The following is a 19607-nucleotide window of genomic DNA, read 5'->3' as shown; positions in this document are numbered from 1 at the left end:
AGGTGTCGCCGTCCGTGGCGACCTGCGTCCCCACTCGGGTGAACTTGTGGTGCGCATCTAGTTCCGCCGCACTCGTAGCTGGGGAGGGCTCCAATGGAGATCAAGGTTCTCGGGCCGCTGGAAGCTCGTGAGAACGGCATTTCGATCACGCCGTCCGCGAGCAAACCGCGGCAGCTGCTGGCAATGCTGGCGCTGCAGGTGGGCAACGTCGTCACCGTCCCGACGCTCATCGAGGAACTGTGGGGAATGGCCCCTCCCCGCAGTGCCCTCACCACCCTGCAGACATACGTCCTGCAGGTCCGCCGGAAGATCGACGCCGCCATCCAGAGCGACCAGCCCGACGCCGCCAAGGCCGTGCTCGTCACCCGCTACGGCGGCTACATGCTCGACGTCGCGCAGGAGAACGTCGACGTCCGCAGCTTCGAACGGCTCGCGTCGGCCGGCCGCCGTGCGATGGAGGTCGGCGACCTCAAGTCGGCGTCGCGGCTGCTGCGCTCGGCCCTCGACGTGTGGCGCGGCCCGGTGCTCGTCGACGTGCAGATCGGCAGCTGCCTCGCCATGGAGGTCACCCGCCTGCACGAGGCCAAGCTGTGCGTCGTCGAGTCGCGCATCGAGGCCGACATCCGCCTCGGCAGGCACCAGTCGCTGCTCAGCGAGCTGTCCATGCTGACCGCCCAGCACCCCATGCACGAGAACCTCTGCGGCCAGTACATGCTCTCGCTGTACCGCTCCGGCCGGCAGTGGCAGGCGCTGGAGATCTACCAGTCGCTGCGCGACACGCTGATCAACGAGCTCGGCCTGGAGCCGTCGGACCGGCTGCGCCGGCTGCAGCGGGCGATCCTCAACACCGACCCGGCGCTCGACTCGCACATCTCCGACTCCGACCTCCAGCGGCAGCTCGCCGGATAACCGGGTCCCGGTCAGCGCGAAATCGGAAGAGGGGCGGTAGACGTGGGTAGGGGTGCACAAGCGCTCATCCGGGCACTGGAAGCGGTCGACTGCGAGGTGATCTTCGGTATTCCGGGCGGTGCGATCCTGCCGGTGTACGACCCGCTGTTCGAGTCCACGAAGATCAGGCACGTGCTCATGCGCCACGAACAGGGCGCCGGGCACGCGGCGGCGGGGTACGCGCAGGCGACCGGCCGGGTCGGCGTCTGCATGGCGACCTCGGGACCGGGCGCGACCAACCTGGTCACGCCGCTCGCGGACGCGTACATGGACTCCGTCCCGATCGTGGCGATCACCGGCCAGGTGGCCCGGCCGGTGATCGGCACGGACGCCTTCCAGGAAGCCGACATCAACAGCATCACGCTGCCGATCACCAAGCACAGCTTCCAGGTCACCGACGCGGCCGACATCCCGCAGGTGATCGCGGAGGCGTTCCACCTGGCGGCGACCGGGCGGCCCGGCCCGGTGCTGGTGGACATCCCGAAGGACGTGCAGGTCGCCCGCGCGGCCTACCGGGAGGCGCGGCCACCGGCGCACAGCCGGACCGCGCCGTCCGCGGCCGAGATCGACCGCGCCTCCGTGCTGATCGCGTCGGCCCGCCGCCCGGTGCTCTACGTCGGCGGCGGCGTGATCCGCTCCGGCGCGGCCGACGCGTTGCTGGACTTCGCGGAGCTGACCGGCATCCCGGTCGTGACCACGCTGATGGCCAGGGGAGCGTTCCCCGACTCGCACCGCCAGCACCTCGGCATGCCGGGCATGCACGGCACGGTCGCCGCGGTCGCCGCGCTGCAGAAGTCCGACCTGCTGATCGCGCTCGGCACCCGGTTCGACGACCGCGTCACGGGCGTGCTGGCGGAGTTCGCGCCGGACGCCCGCGTCATCCACGCCGACATCGACCCCGCCGAGATCAACAAGAACCGCCGCGCGGACGTCGGCATCGTGGGCGACTGCCGCGACGTGCTGGCCGCGCTGATCTCCGCCGTGCGCACCGTCGGCGACCTGCGGGACTGGTGGGCGCAGCTGGACGCGCTGCGCGAGACGTTCCCGCTGGGCTACGACTGGCCGGCCGACGGCGCGCTGGCGCCGCAGTACGTGATCGAACGCATCAGCGCGCTCGCGGGCCCGGAGGCGATCTACACCTCCGGCGTCGGCCAGCACCAGATGTGGGCGGCGCAGTACGTGAGGTACGAGCGGCCCGGCTCGTTCCTCAACTCGGGCGGCCTCGGCACGATGGGCTACGCGGTGCCGGCCGCGCTGGGCGCCAAGTGCGGTGCGCCGGACCGGCAGGTGTGGGCGATCGACGGCGACGGCTGCTTCCAGATGACCAACCAGGAGCTCGCCACCTGCGCGCTGGAGAACATCCCGATCAAGGTCGCCGTGATCAACAACGGCAACCTGGGCATGGTCCGGCAGTGGCAGAACCTGTTCTACGGCGAGCGGTACTCCAACACGAACCTCGGCACGCACACGCGGCGCATCCCCGACTTCGTCCGGCTCGCCGAGGCACTGGGCTGCGTCGGGCTGCGCTGCGAGTCCAGGCAGGACGTGGACCGCGTCGTGCGCGAGGCCATGGCGGTGACCGACGTGCCGGTCGTCGTCGACTTCGTCGTCGGCGAGAACGCCCAGGTGTGGCCGATGGTGGCCGCGGGCACCGGGAACGACCAGATCATGGCGGCACGCGGGATCCGGCCGCTCTTCGACAGCGACCCCGGCGAGGAATGAGATGGCCATGACCAGTCACAAGCTCATGATGCTGGTGCGCAACAAGCCCGGTGTGCTGGCGCGCGTGGTGGTGCTGTTCTCGACGCGCGGCGTCGAGGTCGAGTCGCTCAGCTTCGACCCGGTCGGCCACGACGACCTGTCCAGGGTGGACGTCGTCGTGGGCCTGCGCGAGGAACGCGCGGTGGACCAGCTCGTGAAGCAGCTGAGCCGGCTGGTGGACGTCGTCCGCGTCGTCGACGTGGAACCGGCCGCGACCATCGAGCGGATCGGCGCCTGAGCCCGATCCGGTGCCACGAAGAAGCCCCGCGACTCGCATCGGGTCGCGGGGCTTCTGTGCTGGAGGCGCTGATCAGGCGGGCTGGGGAACGTGCTTCGCCACGACCTCCGCGTACCTCTCCAGCGTCTCGCCAGGGCTCGGGCCGTCGAGAGCGGAGTGGATGCTCTGCGCGATCTCGCCGTGGCGGTGCAGCTGGGCGTGCGTCAGCGTCACCTTCGTGGTGTCGGGGCCGACCGCCTCGAAGTCGACCTCGATGAAGCTCGCCGCCTCGTCGTCGAAGATGGGCTGCCAGTACGGGCCGACGCGCCACGTCATGACGAGGCGCTCGGGCGGGTTCCACTCGGTGATGGTGCCCCACGCGATCTCCTTGCCGTCGGCACCGCGCTCGTAGTAGCGGCCACCGACGCGCGGCTCGATCGTGATCGCCTGGCGGTCCTCGACGAACACGTGCTTCTCGGGCCACCACTCCAGCGGCCGTTCCGCGAAGATCGTGAAGGCCTGCTCGATCGTCGCGTGCACCACGACCGACTTGGCGACGTCTCGAACGTCGTTGGACATGGACCCTCCCTGCGATTCGGTTTCGCGACCAGGGTTTCCGGTGCGGCTGGACATCAGGTCGAACGCCGATCGAGCGGGTTTGTCCCGCGCTCCACCGGGTTTCCAGCCCCGGTGAGCACTGTGGAGGGCGACCACCGGATCGGGAGGAGCCCGTCGTGTCCAACGTCAGCGCGCAGACCTACTTCGAGGTGCAGACCTTCTACGCACAGCAGATGCGGCTGCTGGACCGGCTGGACGTCGAGGGCTACGCCGCGACGTTCACCGAGGACGGCGTCACCGACCACGCCCACCGCGGCGAGAAGGTCGAGGGCCGGGCCGCGCTGATCGCCGGCGCGAAGCACGCGTTGCCGCGCTACAAGGGTGTCGCCGTCCGGCACTGGAACGACCACTACCTCATCGAAGAGGTCGACGAGAACACCCTCACCGTGTCGTACTGCTCGCTCGTCACGCGGACCAGCGCCGACGGCAAGGTCGACTTCGAGCCGACCTTCGCCATCGAGGACGTGCTGGTGCGCGTCGACGGTGAGCTCTACACGAGGTCGCGCACGATCCACCGGGACCTGCCGGTCGCCATCTGACCGCGTCCGGGCAAAACCGCTTCCAGGAGGTGTCAGATGTCTGCAGGGACTCATCCGGCGGGGGCCGACCCGGACACCGGGCTCGTGCCGGTCGCCGAGAAGGTCCGGCTGCTCGCCGCCGAGCACGCGGCCGCCGCCGACCGCGACCGGCGGCTCGCGCCGGAGGTGATCGAGGCCCTGCGCGAGGCGGGGTTCGCCCGGCACTTCGTGGCCGCCGCCCTCGGTGGCAGCCAGGGGACCTTCACCGAGCTGGCCCGCGCCGTGCGCACCGTCGGCGAGGGCTGCGCGTCGACGGCCTGGTGCGCCTCGCTCGCCGCGCTGTCCTCGCGGTTCGCCGCGCACCTGCCGGCGCAGGGGCACCAGGAGATCTGGGGCGGGAGCGCGGACACGTTCGTGGTCACCGGCCAGCCGCCGATGGGCAAGGCGTCCGTTGTGGACGGTGGGCACCGGCTGAGCGGGCGGTGGACCTACGTCAGCGGCGCCGACTTCGCCGAATGGGCCCTGCTGTGCGGCATGGTCGCCACCGGCGGTGAGCCGGAGGCGCGGTTCTTCGCGTTGCCGCGCGCGAGCTTCACGGTGCTGGAGACGTGGGACAGCGTCGGCATGAAGGCGACCAGCAGCCACTCCGTCGTCGTGGACGACGTCTTCGTGCCGGACCACCTGTCGTACGCCCGCGCGGACATGCTGAGCGGCCGCAACAGCTGGTCGGACGTGCCGTCGCACAACGTGCCGTTCCAGGCCGTCGGCGGGCTCACGTTCATCGTGCCCGCCGTCGGTGCGGCGCAGGGCGCGCTCAACGCCTGCGTGACCGCGCTGGCCGGCAAGAAGCTCTCCACCAGCGCGGGCATCGACCTGGTGCGCGCGTCGGCGCAGATCGAGTCGGCGCGGCTGCTCGTCGAGCAGAACACCGCGGTGCTCGACGAGCGCGCCTTCACGCCCGAGCTGATGGCCCGCAACGAGCGCAACGCCGCCTACTCCGCCGACTCGCTGGTCGAGGCCGTGGGCGCGCTCGTCCGCGCCGCCGGCACCAGCGGCCTCAGCGAAGGCGGTGCGCTACAACGGTTCTGGCGCGACGTCGTCGGTGCCGCGAGCCACGTGGCGCTGCGCTACGAGACGGCGTCGGCCCGCACCTACCCGGCCGCGCTGCTCGGCACCTGAGACCCTTCTCCACCCCTCACCGCGGGAGCCCTCCGGGACATCAGGTCCGGGAGGGCTCCCGTTCTCGTGCCCCGGGCACGACGAAGGGCGCTTCCCACCACCTGACGTGGCGGGAAGCGCCCTTCGCGAGGTCCCTCAGCCCACGGGGATGTCGGGACGCTTGACCGTGCCGGGCACGGAGACCCGTTCGGCCGGCAGCTCGCCCTCGGCGAGGTAGCGGTGCACGATCGCGTCCAGCTCGGCGTTGCCGGCCAGCGCGTACACCTCGTGGTCGCCCGAGTCCTCCACCGTGATCAGGTGGTGGCCGAGCCGCTCGGCCATCGCGACGCCACCCGCGTAGTGGTCCAGCGGGTCGCCGTCGGCCTGCACGATGAGCCCGACCGGGTAGCCGTCGCGCTTGATCTCGACCGGCGGCTCAGGGGCCTCGAACGTGCGGAACGCGCCGACCCACGGCTGCGCGCGCAGCACGCCGTACCCGTACGGGAAGCGCTTCCGGAAGTCGCGCATGTCCTGGTAGTAGACCTCGATGTCCGACGGCCACTCGTGCTCCAGCGTGATGGCCTCCAGCACGCCGATGCGCAGGTCGCCCTCCTGGTCCTGCGGCCGCCACGTGCCCTGCTCCCGCAGCAGCTCGGCGGACTTCGCCGTGTCACCGGCACGGGTGGCCGCGCGCAGGTCACCGACGAGCTCGCCGAGCTCCGCCCACCGCGACCGGTCACCGGCCCGCGTGCCCACGGCACCGTCGAACAGCGTGCGCGGCTGCGGCGTGTCGTGCTGGGCCTCCAGCGCGGCGACGACCTCCTCCACGACACCGAGCACGGCGGCGGCGTTCCCGCCCAGACCGAAGTGCCCGTCGCGCTCACCGACCCACGCGGCCCACCGGTCGACGTTGCGCTGCACGGCGTCGCCCTGCCACAGGAACTGCTCGCGCCACGTCCAGTCGGGGTTCACGCACGAGTCGAGCACGCTGCGGTCGAGCCGCGCCGGGAACAGGCTGCCGTACACGGCGCCGACGTACGCGCCGTACGCGTAGCCGACGAAGCTCAGCTGCTCCTCGCCGAGCACCGCGCGGATGACGTCCATGTCCCGCGCGGTGTTGCGGGTGCTGATGTGCTTGCGCAGCTCGCCGCCACCACGTTCGCAGGCGAGCTCGCGCAGCCGCATGTCCTCGGCCAGCGCGTCGAACGCCGAGTCCGGCGGCCGCGAGTCGAAGGGGGACTTGGCGATGGCGACCTCGGCGTACAGCTTGGTCGAGTCACCGGTGCCGCGCGGGTCGAACCCGATCAGGTCGTACACCTCGTGCACGGGCGTGCCCGCGAACTTCTCCGCCAGACCGCGGCCGAAGCCCCAGTCGCCGCCGGGACCTCCGTTGACGGACAGCAGGATGCCGCGGCGGCGCGCGGAGTCCGTCGCACGGCGCCTGGTGACCGCGATCTCCAGCCGTTCGCCGCCGGGATCGGAGTAGTCGCGCGGCACCTCGACGACGGCGGACTCGATGCCGTCCTCGCCGGTCGACCACCGCGGCCGCTGTGAGTAGAACTTGCCTGTTGTCACCACAATCCTCCGGGTCTTGTCAGGTGTTCAGCGTTTCGCCGCCGCCTCGAGCCGTCCTGGAACGCGGCACCAGCAACGCGGCGCCGAACCCGGCGGCGGTGAACACCGCCGCACCGAACACCGCGAGGCCGTACCCGGAGACGAGCGCGTGCGTGCCGAGGCCGCCCTCCGCGTCGATCCGGGTGGCCGAGATCGTCGCGAGCGTCACCAGGCCGAGCGCGCTGCCGAGCTGCCGCGTCGTGTTGAGCAGTCCCGACGCGAGACCGGCCTGTTCGCGCGGCAGGCCCGCGGTGGCGGCGTTCGTCGTGGCGTTGAGGACCATGCCCATGCCGAAACCGAGCAGGAGCGCGGGACCGAGCAGGTGCGCGGCGAACGTGGCGTGCTCGTCCACGGTGGACAGCCACAGCAGGCCGGCGCAGGACAGCGCGAGCCCGATCAGCAGGACCGGCCGGGGTCCGGTGCGCGGCACGACGGACGAGACGCGCCAGCCGCCGATCGCGATGCCCGCGGACAGCGGCAGGTAGCTCAGCCCCGTCTGCAACGGGCTGTAGCCCAGCACCTGCTGCAGGATCAGCGTGAAGAAGTAGAACGTGCTGAACAGCGCCGCGATGCCGAAGAACGCCACCAGGTTGGCCGACCACACCGACCGGGTGCGGAAGATGCCCAGCGGCACCAGCGGCTGCGCGGCGAACTTCGCCTGGTGCACCAGGAACGCCGCCAGCAGCACCACCCCGGCGACCGCCGCGACCGGCACCTTGCTCGAAATGCCGAAGACCAGTGCCAGCAGGCCCGCGGTCACCAGCAACGCACCCGGCACGTCGAGCTTCTGCCGCCTGCCGGGGGTCTCCGGCACGGCCCACCACACCCCGGCGAGCAGCACGACGCCGATCGGGACGTTGATCAGCAGGATCCACCGCCACGAGAACCACTCGGTGATCACGCCGCCCAGCAGCACCCCGATCGCGCCCGCCGCACCGGACACCGCGCTCCACATGCCGAACGCCTTGGCACGACCGGCGGGGTCGGTGAACGTCGTGCTGAGCACGGTGAGCGTGGCGGGCGCCATCACCGCCGAGCCGAGGCCCTGGAACGCGCGGGCGAGCACGAGCGTCACCGGATCGCCCGCGAGGCCGCCGACGCTGCTCGCGAGCGTGAACAGCAGGACGCCCGCGAGGAACATCCGGCGTTGCCCCAGCAGGTCCGCGAGCCGGCCGCCGAGCATCAGGAAGCCCGCGAACGCGATCGCGTAGGCGTTGTTCACCCACTGCAGGTTGTGCACCTCGAAGTGCAGCTCGGCCGCGATGCTGGGCAGGGCGACGTTCACCACGGAAGCGTCGAGCACGACCATGAACTGGCCCAGGCAACAGGCGGCCAGCACCAGTCCGAGCCGGATGGCGGCGGTCGGCCGCGTCAGCTGAGCAGTCATGTGACCGCACACTGCCGACCACCGGTGGGGTGTCTCTGGAGCCGGGGTGTTTCCGCCCGCGCTGTCCCGCCGCTCTAGCGGCCGATCGGACGCTCGGCACCAGCGAATGTCGTCAGGCGGAGGTGTCCACGTGACTGCCCTGGAAGAACAGCCGACCACACTGTCGCCACGAGAGGACCGCAGTCTGCCCGCCCGGCTCGCGCTGTCCGCCGCGGCGACCGATCGTGGTGCGCAGATGCGCACCGAGGAGTTCGACACCTGGCTCAAGGAGCGCGCCGACGCGTACTCGTTCGAGGTCAACCAGATCCCCTTCCACGAGATGAAGGGCTGGTTCTTCAACTCGGAGACCGGCAACCTCGCCCACCAGAGCGGCAAGTTCTTCAGCGTCGAGGGCCTGCGGGTGCGGTCGAAGGACGACCAGTTCCCCGTCTGGCACCAGCCGATCATGAACCAGCCCGAGGTCGGCATCCTGGGCATCCTGGTCAAGGAGATCGACGGCGTCCTGCACTGCCTGATGCAGGCCAAGATGGAGCCCGGCAACCCCGGTCTGATCCAGCTCTCGCCGACCGTGCAGGCGACCAAGAGCAACTACAGCCAGGTGCACAAGGGTTCCCCGGTGCGCTACCTCGACTACTTCGCCGGCAAGGAGGGCACCCGCGTCATCGTGGACGTGCTCCAGTCCGAGTGCGGTGCCTGGTTCTACCGCAAGCGCAACCGCAACATGTTCGTGGAGTACGACGGCGACGTCGAGGTCGACGACGACTTCTGCTGGCTGACCCTCGGCCAGGTCAACGAGCTCGTCAAGCGCGACAACGTGGTGAACATGCCGGCCAGGTCGGTGCTGTCGTGCCTGCCGCAGCCCGAGCAGGACCACTCGGCCCAGCCCGACGCGTTCCGCGCCGCCCTCGCCGCGTCCCGTGACCCGCACAAGGGCGCGTTGCACGCCAACAGCGAGGTGCTGAGCTGGTTCACCGTCGAGCGCTCCACCTACGACCTCGACATCACCCGCGTGCCGCTCTACGACGTGCCGCACTGGCAGCGCACCGACAAGGAGATCGCCCGCGAGGACGGCCGGTTCTTCCGGGTCATCGGCGTCGACGTGCAGGCGGGCAGCCGCGAGGTCACCGGCTGGAGCCAGCCGCTGTTCCAGCCGCACGGCGTGGGCATCGCCGCGTTCATCGTCCGCGAGTTCGGCGGGGTGCTGCACGTGCTGGCGCAGGCGCGGATGGAGGGCGGCTTCATCGACGTGATCGAGCTGGGCCCGACCGTGCAGTGCGTGCCGTGGAACTACCAGCACGTCAAGGCACCGCTGTTCCTGGACACCGTGCTGCACGCGGACAAGTCCCGGATCCGGTACGCGGCGGTGCACGCCGAGGAGGGTGGCCGTTTCTACGAGGCCGAGACCCGCTACCTCGTCGTGGAGGCGGACGGCGAGGTCTCCGCGGAGCCGCCGCCCGGCTACGCGTGGGTGACCGTCGGCCAGATGACGGAGCTGCTGCGGCACGGCCAGTACGTCAACTCCCAGGCACGCACGCTGATCGCCTGCGTCAACGCGATCGGCTGACCGTGCTGCGAATCGGGGTGCTGGGCTGCGCGGACATCGCACGCCGGCGGATGCTGCCCGCGTTCGCCGCGTCGGCGGCCGTCGAGCTGGCGGTCGTGGCGAGTCGTGACCTGGCCAAGGCGGAGGAGACCGCGGCGCCGTACGGCTGTGCCGCGGTCGCCGGGTACGGGGCCGTGCTGGAACGGTCCGATGTGGACGCCGTGTACGTGCCGCTGCCCGTCGCCCACCACGCCGAGTGGGTCGAGCGCGCGTTGCTGGCCGGAAAGCACGTGCTCGCGGAGAAACCGCTGACCGGCGACCTCGCCTCGACGGTCCGGCTGACCGAGCTGGCGGCCGCGCGGGGCCTGGTGCTGCGGGAGAACTTCATGTTCCCCTTCCACGGCCAGCACGCGGAAGCGCTGTCGTTGCTCGACGGCGAGCTCGTCGGGCTCACCGCCGCGTTCACCGTGCCGCCGCTCAAGGCCAGCGACATCCGGCACCAGCCCGAGCTGGGCGGTGGCGCGCTGAACGACCTCGGCGTGTACCCGCTGCGCACCGCGCAGCTGTTCCTGGGTGCCGGGCTGGAGGTCGTCGGCGCGCGGCTGCGCATCGACGAGAAGCTCGGGGTCGACGTGGCGGGGGCGGTGCTGCTGGCCAGGGAGGACGGCGTCACCGCGCAGCTCACGTTCGGCATGGAGCACTCCTACCGCAGCTGCTACGAGCTGTGGGGCAGTGCCGGCGCGGTCAGCGTGGACCGCGCGTTCGCACCACCGGCCGACCTCGCACCGCCCGCCCGGCTCACCGGCCGCGACGGCGTGCGGCAGGTCGCGCTCGGGCGCAACGACCAGTACGGCAACGCGGTCGAGTCCTTCGCCGCCGCCGTGCGCACACCGGGGGAACAGCAAGCGGCCGCCGATGCGGTGGCACTGGCCAGATTGGTGGACGACGTGCGCCGCGCCGTCGATCTCGAAGGGATTCCCCGCCCATGACCGCTCGTAGAACGCTCACGCTCCCGGACGGCTTCCGGCCGGAGTCGCTCGCGATCGGAGCAGAACCGATCGCGTACTTCGGCTCGCTCGCCGACGGCACGATCCACTCGGTGGACCTGCTCGACGGCACCGGGCGCACGATCAGCCCCGGCCGCGGCGAGCAGGCGGGAGGACTGCAGCTCGACAGCAGGGGCAGGTTGTTCGTCTCCGGCTGCTTCAACGGCGACGCCAGGGTCGTCGACGCGCGCACCGGTGAGCTGCTCGCCCGCTACCGGCTGGCGCGGACGCACCCCAGCGTCGTCGCGGACGTGATCCTCACCGAGGACTCCGCGTGGTTCACCGACTCGTTCAACCCCGTGCTCTACCGCCTCCCGATCGGGGCGGACGGGGAGCTGCCCGCCGAGGACGCCGTCGAGACGCTCGAGCTCTCCGGCGACCTCGTGTACTCCGAGGGCTTCAACATCTGCGGCATCACGACCACCCCGGACGGTTCGGGGCTGCTCGTGGTGCAGGCCAGCACCGGTCAGCTGTTCAGGGTCGACCCGGCGAGCGGTGTCGCCACGGTGGTCGACCTGGCAGGGTCCGGTCTCCCCAGCGGAGACGGGATGTTGCGCGTCGGTTCGACGCTTTACGTGACGCTCGGCCTGGGCAACACCATGGCCGTCGTCCGGCTCGACGCCCGCGGTGGCAAGGGGGTGGTGGTCGAGCGGATCTCGTTGCACGAGTTCGACGTTCCGACCGCCGTTGCCGCGTACAGCGACAACCTCGTCGTCGTCAACTCCCGCATCACCACGGAGCCGACGCCGACGACCGCCTACACCGCGGTGGTGTTCCAACGCGAATAGGAAGGCAGTCCTGGGGATGACAGCACAACGGCTCGACACCTTGCTCGACCCCTCGGCCCTGTTCCACACCGGACTTGTGGTGGGGGACCTCGACGAGGCGCAGGAGAAGCTCAGCCAGCTGGTGGGGTACAGCTGGACGCCGGTCATGGAGCTCGAGGTGACCGCGCGCACGCCGGACGGTTCACTCACGAACGCAACCCAGCGCTTCGTGGTGTCACTGGAGGAACCGCGGCTCGAACTGGTGGAGGAGATCCCCGGCACCGTGTGGGTGTCGGACGGCACCAACGGCGCACATCACATCGGCTACTGGGCTGAGGCCGGCGAGATCGAGAAGATCTCGTCGGCTCTGGTGGAGCTCGGCCTGGAAGTCGAAGCGACCAACGACTTCGAGCAGGACGGCCAGGTCCTCTGGTCGTACCACAGGGGGCTCGGGGGAATCCGGATCGAACTGCTGTCGACGCTCATCAAGCCGTCCCATCAAGCCGTCCATGGACGCCTGGACGTCCGGCACCGATCCGGCGCTGCTCGCGAACGCGCCCCTGTAGCACGCACCGCGGCACCGGCAGGAGCCCCCGTCGTCACGGCGGGGGCTCCTCGCTGTGCGTGCTCTTGCGCAGTTCAAGACAGTCGCGAGTGGACTCGGTGACATTGGGGCGAATTCCCCGTCCGCACCGCGTCGCCGCATCGAAAGGTGATCCCCCGTGTCCGAGACAACCGAGACCACCAAGGCACCACCCAAGCTCAAGTCGCTGCACGGCATGCGTTTCGTGGCGGCGCTGCTCGTGTTCGCGTTCCACGGCGCGATCTCGTTCGTCTTCACCGACCAGACCGTGGGCGGCATCTACATCTGGCTCACCAGCGGTGCGTCGGCGGCGGTCGCGTTCTTCTTCGTGCTCAGCGGATTCGTGCTCACCTGGTCCTACCGGCCGAACGACACGACGCCGCGGTTCCTGCGCCGCCGGCTCATGCGCATCCTGCCGGTGCACGTCGTCACGTGGGCGGTCGCGATCGTCTCGCTGGTCGCGTTCGGCGCCGAGGTCGGGCTCTGGCAGTCGCTCGCGAACCTGTTCCTGGTGCAGGCCTGGGTCCCCGACAACTCGTTCCTGGACAGCGCGAACGGCGTGAGCTGGTCGCTGTCGGTCGACCTGCTGTACTACCTGACCTTCCCCGCGCTGATCTTCCTCGCCCGCAAGGTCAGGGACAACCTGCTGTGGCTCGCGCTGGTCGCCACGGTCGCGCTGGTCATCCTGATGCCGCTGGTGTCGAAGACGTTCCTGCCGTCCACGCCGCAGTGGCTCTGGGGCGAGGGCGCGTCGTGGACGCAGATCTGGTTCGTCTACCTGTTCCCGCCGGTGCGGCTGCTGGAGTTCTTCGTCGGCATGCTGCTCGCGCGGATCGTCATGACCGGCCGCTGGATCGGCTTCCCGCTCACCGGCGCCCTGGTGCTGACGGTCATCGGGTACGTGCTGACCACGCTGTCGCCGTGGAGCTTCCTCTACAACTACGCGGCCTCGATGATCATCCCGATCGCGCTGCTCGTGCCGGCCGCGGCCGTCGCGGACATCAAGGGGCGCAAGACGTGGGTCAACGGCCGGAAGATGTTCTTCCTGGGCGACCTGACGTTCAGCTTCTACCTGGTGCACGACCTCGTGCTGAAGAACGGGCACCGGGCGTTCGGGGTGGAGGCCGGGCCGTACGGCGGGCTGGCCGGTCCGGCGTGGAGCACGCCGATCGCCGTGCTGTTCCTGGTGGGGGCGTTGGTCGCGTCTCTGGGCGTGGCGTACCTGACCTACCGGTTCGTCGAGCTGCCCGCGATGGTGCGGTGGTCGCTCACCAAGGCCGAGAAGCGGGAACGGGCGGCCGCGAAGGCCGCCAAGGCCGCGGCGGCGGCTGAGGCGGTGGAGGCCGTCGTGGCGGCCGAGGTGGCCAAGGCCAAGGCCACGGAGGTCGCCGGCAAGCCCCAGGACGAGCCGCAGCCCGTCGTGTCGTCCTGAGCGGCGCACACGAACCGGGCCGCCTCGCGAGGATCTCGCGGGGCGGCCCGATACGTGTGGTCCCGTCGGTCAGACGGTGGTGAACACCTCGTCGTACTCCAGCCGCGGCAGACGCGGGTAGTAGGCGTCCTCCGCCGGCGTGCCGATGACCATCACGCAGACCGCGTGGTGCTTGCCGTCGCCGAAGAACTCCTTGTTCACGCCGTCGACGTCGAAACCCGCCATCGGGCCCGCGCCGAGGCCGGCGGCCCGCACGCCGAGGATGAAGTAGCCCAGCTGCAGCGTCGCGCTGCTCACCGCGTGCGGCACCCGGTCGTCGCGCTGGGCGAAGAAGATGTCCTTCGCCTGCGGGAAGTGCGGGAACAGCCGGGGCAGCTCCTCGTGGAAGTCGAGGTCGGCGGCGACGATGGCGACGAGCGGCGCGCCGGCCGTCTTCTCCTTGTTGGTGTCGATCATCTGCCGGACCAGGCGCTCGCGCGCGTCGTCCGACCGGACGAGTACGACCCGCAGCGCCTGCATGTTCATCGACGTGGGCGCGTACTTGATCAGGTCGTAGATCGCCTGGACCGCCTCGTCCGAGACCGGCTCGTCGGTGAACCGGTGGGCCGAGTGCGCCTCCCGGAAGAGCAGGTCCTGGGCGGCTGAGTCGATTGCGATATTGGCCATCGCGGTCCCTCACAGTTCCTGAATCGTGGACAGACCTCAGTCCGTCAGGGTTTTCGCGCCCACGATCCCGGCACGCTCTCGAGCGGCACTAGAGCCGTGATCGGCCGGCTCGCTCAAGCACGGGTCTAGCGCACAGGGCGATCCTCAGGACGCAGACAACTGTCTTCATGCGGCCAGCCGCACAGAGGAGATTCACATGACCACGACCGAATCCAGGTCGGTGACGTCGCGGGAGGCGACTCCCGCCGCCGGCGACCGAGCCCGTTGGTTCGCGCTCGTCACGTTGCTCGTAGCGGTGTTCATGGACATGCTCGACGGGAACGTGGTCAGCGTGGCCATCCCGTCGATCCAGCGCACACTCGGTGCGAGCTACTCGTCCATCCAATGGATCTCGGCGGGCTACGTGCTTGCGTTCGCCCTGCTGCTGATCACCGGTGGCCGGTTGGGCGACATCTACGGCCGCAAGCGCGTCTTCCAGACCGGCGTGATCGGCTTCGTGGTGGCGTCACTGCTGTGCGGCATCGCCCTGAACCCCGAGATGCTCATCGCCTCGCGCCTGCTGCAGGGGGCGATGGCGGGTCTGATGGTGCCCCAGGTCCTCTCGATCATCCACGTCACGTTCAGCGCCGGTGAGCGCGGCAAGGTGTTCGCCATCTACGGCATCGTCGGCGGTCTCGCGGCCACCGTCGCGCCGCTGATCGGTGGCGTGGTCGTGCAGGCCAACCTGTTCGGCCTCGACTGGCGCCCGGTGTTCCTGATGAACGTCCCGATCGGCGTGCTGGGCCTGTTCTTCGGGTGGAAGTACATCACCGAGTCCAAGGGCGAGAAGAAGACCAGGCTCGACGTGCTCGGCGTCGTGCTCGCGATGGGCTTCGTCGTCGCCCTGCTCTACCCGCTCACGCTCGGCCACGAGCTGGGCTGGCCCGCGTGGACGTTCTGGTCCATCGGCGCGTCCGTGGTGCTGCTCGTCGCGTTCATCGCGTTCGAGCGCAACAAGGAGCGCAAGGACGACGCGCCGCTCGTGCCGCTCGGCCTGTTCAAGGCCCGCAGCTTCGCCGCGGGCAACGCGCTGCAGCTCGGCCTGTTCATGTTCACCGGCGCGTTCTTCCTCGCCTGGTACCTGTTCATGCAGATGGGCCTGGGCTGGACGGCGCTGCACGCCGGTCTGACCGCGCTCGCGTTCTGCGTCGGCGCGTTCATCACCTCGGGCGCGTCGGTGACGGTGCTGGTGCAGAAGTTCGGCCGCGCGGTGCTGCAGATCGGTGCCGTCATGACCGCCATCGGCCTGGGTGTGTTCCTGCTGGTGCTCAGCCCGCAGGTCAGCACCTGGCAGATGGTGCTGCCGCTGCTGATCATCGGTCTTGGCTTCGGCCTGGTGGCGCCGCCCATCACGATGTTCGCGCTGACCGACGTCCCGCACGAGCACGCCGGCTCGGCCTCCGGTGTCATCAACACGATGCAGCAGCTCGGTCTCGCGTTCGGCATCGCGCTGGTGTCGTTCGTGTTCCTGACGCCGCTCGACGAGGCCACCGGCACCACGGCCGAGAAGTTCGCGACGGCGTTCCAGCCCGCGCTGTACAGCACGCTCGGACTGGCCGTGGTGATCCTGCTGCTCACGTTCGCGCTGCCCAAGCGCGCCGCGGAGGAGCAGCTGGAGACCCCGGCCGCCGCCTGACCGGTGCTCGCCCTCGGTGGAAGGCCCGCTGTCCCGGGCCTTCCACCGATCCGTCGTCCGTGCTCGTGAAGAGGAGCCATGAAGATTCTGTTCCTGGCCGGTGGAAGCCCGGCGACAGTGTTCGCGCTCGCCCCGCTGGCGCAGACGGCTCGCAACGCGGGCCACGAGGTCTTCATGGCCTCCAGTGAGGAAATGCTCCCGTACGTCGCCGGTGCGGGCCTTCCGGCCGTGCCGGTCACCGACGTCACCCCGCCGGAGTGGATGTTCACCGACCGCGACGGCAGCAAGCTCGCGCTGCCGCACGAGCCCGTCGAGGAGATGCGGTTCGCCGGCCGCGGGTTCGCCCGCCTCGGGCTGCACAGCCTGCCCCGCCTGACCGCGCTGGTCGAGGCGTGGCGGCCGGACCTGGTCGTCGCCGGCATGCTGTCGTACGCCGCGGGCCTGATCTGCACGCGCTACGGCATCCCGTTCGTGCGGCACGCGTGGGACCCGGCCGCGCCGACCGAGATGGACTTCGGCGCGAACCAGGTGCTGCGGCCCGAGCTCGACGAGCTCGGCCTCGACGCGCTGCCCGAACCCGACCTGTGGATCGACATCTGCCCGCCGAGCCTGCGGCCGCCGGACTCCGTGCCCGCGCAGATGATGCGCTGGATCCCCGGCAACCAGCAGAAGCGGCTGGAACCGTGGATGTACACCAAGACGCCCGGCAAGCGCCGCGTCGCCATCACCGCGGGCAGCCAGGCCGGCGGCAAGGTCGCCCGCGGCCAGTACGGCGGGCTGCTGCGCGAGATGTACGAGAACCTGAAGTCCGTCGACGCCGAGATCGTCGTCGCCGCACCGGAGTCGATCGCCGCCGACCTGCGCGACGAGCTGCCGGGTGTGCGCATCGGCTGGATCCCGCTCGACGTGCTGGCGCCCACCTGCGACGTCATCGTGAGCCACGGCGGTGGCGTCACGAGCATGACCGCGACGAACGCGGGCGTGCCGCAGCTGCTGGTGCCGACGCTGATGCACACCGTCGCGCCGTCCGAGCGCTGGGCCGAGTACGGTGCCGCGCTGACGATTCCGCGTGGTGAGGACACACCGGAACGCTCCGCCGCGGCCGTCCGCGAGCTGCTGGCCGACCCGTCGTACCGGCTGCGGTCGCAGGAGCTCGCCAGGGAGATCCACGCGCTGCCCCTGCCCGTCGACGTCCTCGTACTGCTGGAGAAGCTGGTGGCAGAGGGAGGAAGGGCATGAGCGCCGAGGTGAGGCCGTTCCGCATCGAGACCCCGCAGGAGGCGCTGGACGACCTGCGCGACCGGCTCGCCCGCACGCGGTGGCCGGAGGCGGAGACCGTCGGCGACTGGTCGCAGGGCGTGCCGCTCGCGTTCGCCAAGGAGCTGTGCGAGTACTGGCAGCACAAGTACGACTGGCGGGAGACGGAGGCGCGGCTGAACTCGTTCCCCCAGTACCGCACGGACTTCGACGGCCTCGGCGTCCACTTCATCCACGTCCGCTCCCGGCACGAGCACGCGATGCCGCTGCTGGTCACGCACGGCTGGCCCGGCTCGGTCGTCGAGCAGCTCGACATCATCGACGCGCTGGCCGACCCGGAGGACCCCGCCGACGCGTTCCACGTCGTCGTGCCCTCGCTGCCCGGCTACGGCTTCAGCGACCGGCCCGTCACCACCGGCTGGGACATCCCGCGCATCGCCGACGCGTGGGCCGAGCTGATGACCCGCCTGGGTTATGAGAAGTTCGCGGCCCACGGCGGCGACTGGGGTTCGTACACGACCGCGACCCTGGCGATCCGCCACCCGGAGCGGCTGACCGGCATCCACCTCACCATGCCCGTGGCGCCGAAGCCGGAGGAGCCCGTCGAGCTCGACGCGGCCGACCAGGCACGGCTCGGTGTCGCGTACTCGATGTGGCAGAAGGGCTCCGGCTACGCCTCGATCCAGTCGACCCGCCCGCAGACCCTCGGCTACGGCCTCGCGGACTCGCCGGCCGCACAGGCGGCGTGGGTGGCGGAGAAGTTCTGGGAGTGGGCCGACCACGACGGCGACCTGGAGCAGGCGATCCCGCGCGACCGGCTGCTCGACTCGGTCACCGGGCACTGGCTGGCCGGCACCGGCGCGTCGTCCGCGCGGCTGTACTGGGAGAGCTACCAGAAGGTGCCGACCGACCAGGTCCACGTGCCGACCGGCTGCTCGATCTTCCCGAAGAACTCGTGGGTGCCGCGCGCGTGGTGCGAGAAGCGCTTCACGGACCTGCGGTACTGGCGCGACCTGGACGAGGGTGGCCACTTCCCGGCCATCGAGCAGCCGGGCGTGCTGATCGACGAACTGCGCGAGTTCTTCCGGGGGCTGCGGTCAACTACTCGGCCTTGAAGTCCGAGCCTGGAGGCTCGATCCCGGTAGGCGTTGTTCGCGTTCCTCGAGCACGGCTGGCTGCGCGTGCGCGGGCCGCATCTCCTGGTCTCCGATTAGGCGGGGACCAGGTCGGGCACGTTGACATGTACCCACACCGACCGTGCCCGGTTTCGGACGTTCACGGCGGCGACGACGTCGGCGGGTCCAGCGAGACCGCACCGGCGACAGTGGAAGTTGTCCCTGGAGGGACGGTTGGCGCGTTCGCTATGCCGACACCTCGGACACATCTGGCTGGTGTACCGAGCATCGACGGTCAGCACAGGAACACCCGCGCGCCGGGCTTTGTAGCGGATGTGTCGTTCGAGTTGGTGGAACGGCCAACTGGCGAGTGTGGCCCGCTGGTGCCGGGAAACCGTGACCCGGTCACGGATGCCGCCCAAGTCTTCCAGGGCGATACCGCGACCGGTGCGTTCGGCAACAGCCACAACCTGCTTGGCAACCCCATGGTTCACGTGCGTCGCGTGTCGGGATTCACGCTTGGCGCGGCGCTTCAACCGGCGCCGCGCCGACTTCGTCTGCTTGGCCTGCAGCTCAGCGCGTTTCCTGGCGTGCCAGCGCCGATAACGCCGCAAGCCGCGTCCCTGAAAGTTGTCCAGGTCGCTGGTGGTCGCCAGGTTCACGATGCCGCGGTCCACTCCGATCCAGTCGACCGGTTCGAACTCGGGCTTCTCCTCGATGTCGCAGGTGGCGATCAGGAACCACATACCGTCCCGCGACACCAGATCCGACTCGCCTCGCCGATGTGCCCTCAAGATCGCGAGCTGATCCGGCGAACCTGTGAACCTCACGTTCTTCATCCGGCCGGTGACGGTCCAGATCGAGACTGTCCGTCGATCGTGCTGCCACGACAGGCAGCGGTCATCGAAAGGCTGCGCCGCATCGTGGCGGAATGTGATCGGTGTCGACTCCGCCTTTGCTCGCCGTCCGCTACCTGTAGAGCCGAGGTTGCCGCCGCGGATGTTCGCGTGCAACGTGGCATAGGCGTCTGCGACCTTCTTGATGACATGCTGGGCGGCTTGCGCGCCCAGACCTCGCGCCCTCAGTGCGGCGTAGGTGAGCTTGCGCAGCGCGTATTCGCGAAGCACACCTGTCTCGAACCCGACCTGGGACACGTCACCAGCGGCGTCGTTGCACGCGCGCAGAGTCGACCGCAACGCTGCCGCCTGCGCAGGGGTCGGTAGCAGCTTGATCTGCACGACGAGCTTCACACAGGCGACCGTACCGAACGCGTGTTCGAAACGCTTGGCTGGGTCCGGGCAA

Annotated in this window: 18 protein-coding genes; 13 read left to right on the top strand and 5 right to left on the bottom strand. The window is 70.1% G+C overall.

From position 1 onward, the window contains the following. Nucleotides 1-93: 93 nt before the first annotated feature. The 3 genes from ADL03_RS33905 to ilvN are packed head-to-tail and all read left to right on the top strand — an operon-like array spanning nt 94 to nt 2947. On the top strand, nt 94-909 hold the full coding sequence (locus tag ADL03_RS33905; RefSeq protein WP_053737685.1) for an AfsR/SARP family transcriptional regulator: 816 nt from the start codon (nt 94-96) through the stop codon (nt 907-909). Nucleotides 910-951: 42 nt separating this feature from the next. Beyond that, the gene (locus ADL03_RS33900) at nt 952-2670 is read left to right on the top strand and encodes an acetolactate synthase large subunit (protein ID WP_157529554.1); all 1719 of its coding nucleotides are present in this window, start codon (nt 952-954) and stop codon (nt 2668-2670) included. 7 nt (nt 2671-2677) lie between these two features. Continuing rightward, entirely contained in the window at nt 2678-2947 is a 270-nt protein-coding gene (gene ilvN, locus ADL03_RS33895; RefSeq protein WP_197288886.1) for an acetolactate synthase small subunit, read from the top strand. A gap of 72 nt (nt 2948-3019) precedes the next feature. On the opposite strand, the gene ADL03_RS33890 is transcribed toward ilvN, so the two are convergent. Beyond that, the gene (locus ADL03_RS33890; RefSeq protein ID WP_053737682.1) at nt 3020-3505 is read right to left on the bottom strand and encodes an SRPBCC domain-containing protein; all 486 of its coding nucleotides are present in this window, start codon (nt 3503-3505) and stop codon (nt 3020-3022) included. Nucleotides 3506-3660: 155 nt separating this feature from the next. Here ADL03_RS33890 and ADL03_RS33885 point away from each other — a divergent pair, with 155 nt between their 5' ends. Both ADL03_RS33885 and ADL03_RS33880 read left to right on the top strand, forming a co-directional pair. Continuing rightward, nucleotides 3661-4083: a nuclear transport factor 2 family protein gene (locus tag ADL03_RS33885; protein WP_053737681.1), complete on the top strand. Its 423-nt coding sequence runs from the start codon at nt 3661-3663 to the stop codon at nt 4081-4083. 36 nt (nt 4084-4119) lie between these two features. Continuing rightward, on the top strand, nt 4120-5241 hold the full coding sequence (locus ADL03_RS33880) for an acyl-CoA dehydrogenase family protein (protein WP_063798796.1): 1122 nt from the start codon (nt 4120-4122) through the stop codon (nt 5239-5241). 135 nt (nt 5242-5376) lie between these two features. On the opposite strand, the gene ADL03_RS33875 is transcribed toward ADL03_RS33880, so the two are convergent. Together ADL03_RS33875 and ADL03_RS33870 are read right to left on the bottom strand one after the other, a co-directional pair. Further along, a complete protein-coding gene (locus tag ADL03_RS33875; RefSeq protein WP_197288885.1) occupies nt 5377-6795 on the bottom strand; it encodes an alpha/beta fold hydrolase in 1419 nt (472 codons plus the stop codon). A gap of 19 nt (nt 6796-6814) precedes the next feature. Continuing rightward, on the bottom strand, nt 6815-8221 hold the full coding sequence (locus tag ADL03_RS33870; protein WP_053737678.1) for an MFS transporter: 1407 nt from the start codon (nt 8219-8221) through the stop codon (nt 6815-6817). 130 nt (nt 8222-8351) lie between these two features. Here ADL03_RS33870 and ADL03_RS33865 point away from each other — a divergent pair, with 130 nt between their 5' ends. From ADL03_RS33865 to ADL03_RS33845, 5 genes are read left to right on the top strand one after another with little or no spacing between them, the layout of a single operon-like run. Beyond that, nucleotides 8352-9785, top strand: coding sequence for an NDP-hexose 2,3-dehydratase family protein (locus ADL03_RS33865; protein WP_231642614.1), 1434 nt, complete (start codon nt 8352-8354; stop codon nt 9783-9785). A 2-nt stretch (nt 9786-9787) separates the two neighbouring features. Then, complete coding sequence (locus tag ADL03_RS33860; protein ID WP_197288884.1) at nt 9788-10753, top strand: Gfo/Idh/MocA family protein; 966 nt, start codon at nt 9788-9790, stop codon at nt 10751-10753. Beyond that, nucleotides 10750-11598: a superoxide dismutase gene (locus tag ADL03_RS33855; RefSeq protein ID WP_157529553.1), complete on the top strand. Its 849-nt coding sequence runs from the start codon at nt 10750-10752 to the stop codon at nt 11596-11598. Before ADL03_RS33860 ends, ADL03_RS33855 begins: the two co-directional genes overlap by 4 nt. 16 nt (nt 11599-11614) lie before the next feature. Next, nucleotides 11615-12244: a VOC family protein gene (locus ADL03_RS33850; protein WP_082373689.1), complete on the top strand. Its 630-nt coding sequence runs from the start codon at nt 11615-11617 to the stop codon at nt 12242-12244. Nucleotides 12245-12299: 55 nt separating this feature from the next. Next, nucleotides 12300-13592: an acyltransferase gene (locus tag ADL03_RS33845; RefSeq protein ID WP_053737675.1), complete on the top strand. Its 1293-nt coding sequence runs from the start codon at nt 12300-12302 to the stop codon at nt 13590-13592. A 69-nt stretch (nt 13593-13661) separates the two neighbouring features. On the opposite strand, the gene ADL03_RS33840 is transcribed toward ADL03_RS33845, so the two are convergent. Further along, nucleotides 13662-14258, bottom strand: a complete 597-nt coding sequence (locus tag ADL03_RS33840) for a malonic semialdehyde reductase (protein WP_053737674.1) — start codon at nt 14256-14258, stop codon at nt 13662-13664. A 196-nt stretch (nt 14259-14454) separates the two neighbouring features. On the opposite strand from ADL03_RS33840, the gene ADL03_RS33835 reads away from it, so the two are divergent. From ADL03_RS33835 to ADL03_RS33825, 3 genes are all read left to right on the top strand, one after another. Next, nucleotides 14455-15933, top strand: a complete 1479-nt coding sequence (locus ADL03_RS33835) for an MFS transporter (protein WP_053737673.1) — start codon at nt 14455-14457, stop codon at nt 15931-15933. A gap of 78 nt (nt 15934-16011) precedes the next feature. Further along, on the top strand, nt 16012-17172 hold the full coding sequence (locus ADL03_RS33830; RefSeq protein ID WP_053737672.1) for a nucleotide disphospho-sugar-binding domain-containing protein: 1161 nt from the start codon (nt 16012-16014) through the stop codon (nt 17170-17172). Beyond that, nucleotides 17169-18305, top strand: coding sequence for an epoxide hydrolase family protein (locus tag ADL03_RS33825; RefSeq protein WP_053737671.1), 1137 nt, complete (start codon nt 17169-17171; stop codon nt 18303-18305). The genes ADL03_RS33830 and ADL03_RS33825 overlap by 4 nt, the downstream gene beginning before the upstream one ends. A 95-nt stretch (nt 18306-18400) precedes the next feature. Here the strand turns inward: ADL03_RS33825 and ADL03_RS33820 are convergent, their stop codons facing one another. Then, a complete protein-coding gene (locus ADL03_RS33820) occupies nt 18401-19555 on the bottom strand; it encodes an RNA-guided endonuclease TnpB family protein (RefSeq protein WP_197288883.1) in 1155 nt (384 codons plus the stop codon). Between the last annotated feature and the right edge of the window lie 52 nt (nt 19556-19607).

Origin of the sequence: Nocardia sp. NRRL S-836, from assembly GCF_001279525.1 — a bacterium.
Taxonomy (GTDB): domain Bacteria; phylum Actinomycetota; class Actinomycetes; order Mycobacteriales; family Pseudonocardiaceae; genus Lentzea.
This window is presented reverse-complemented; position numbering and strand designations above follow the sequence as displayed.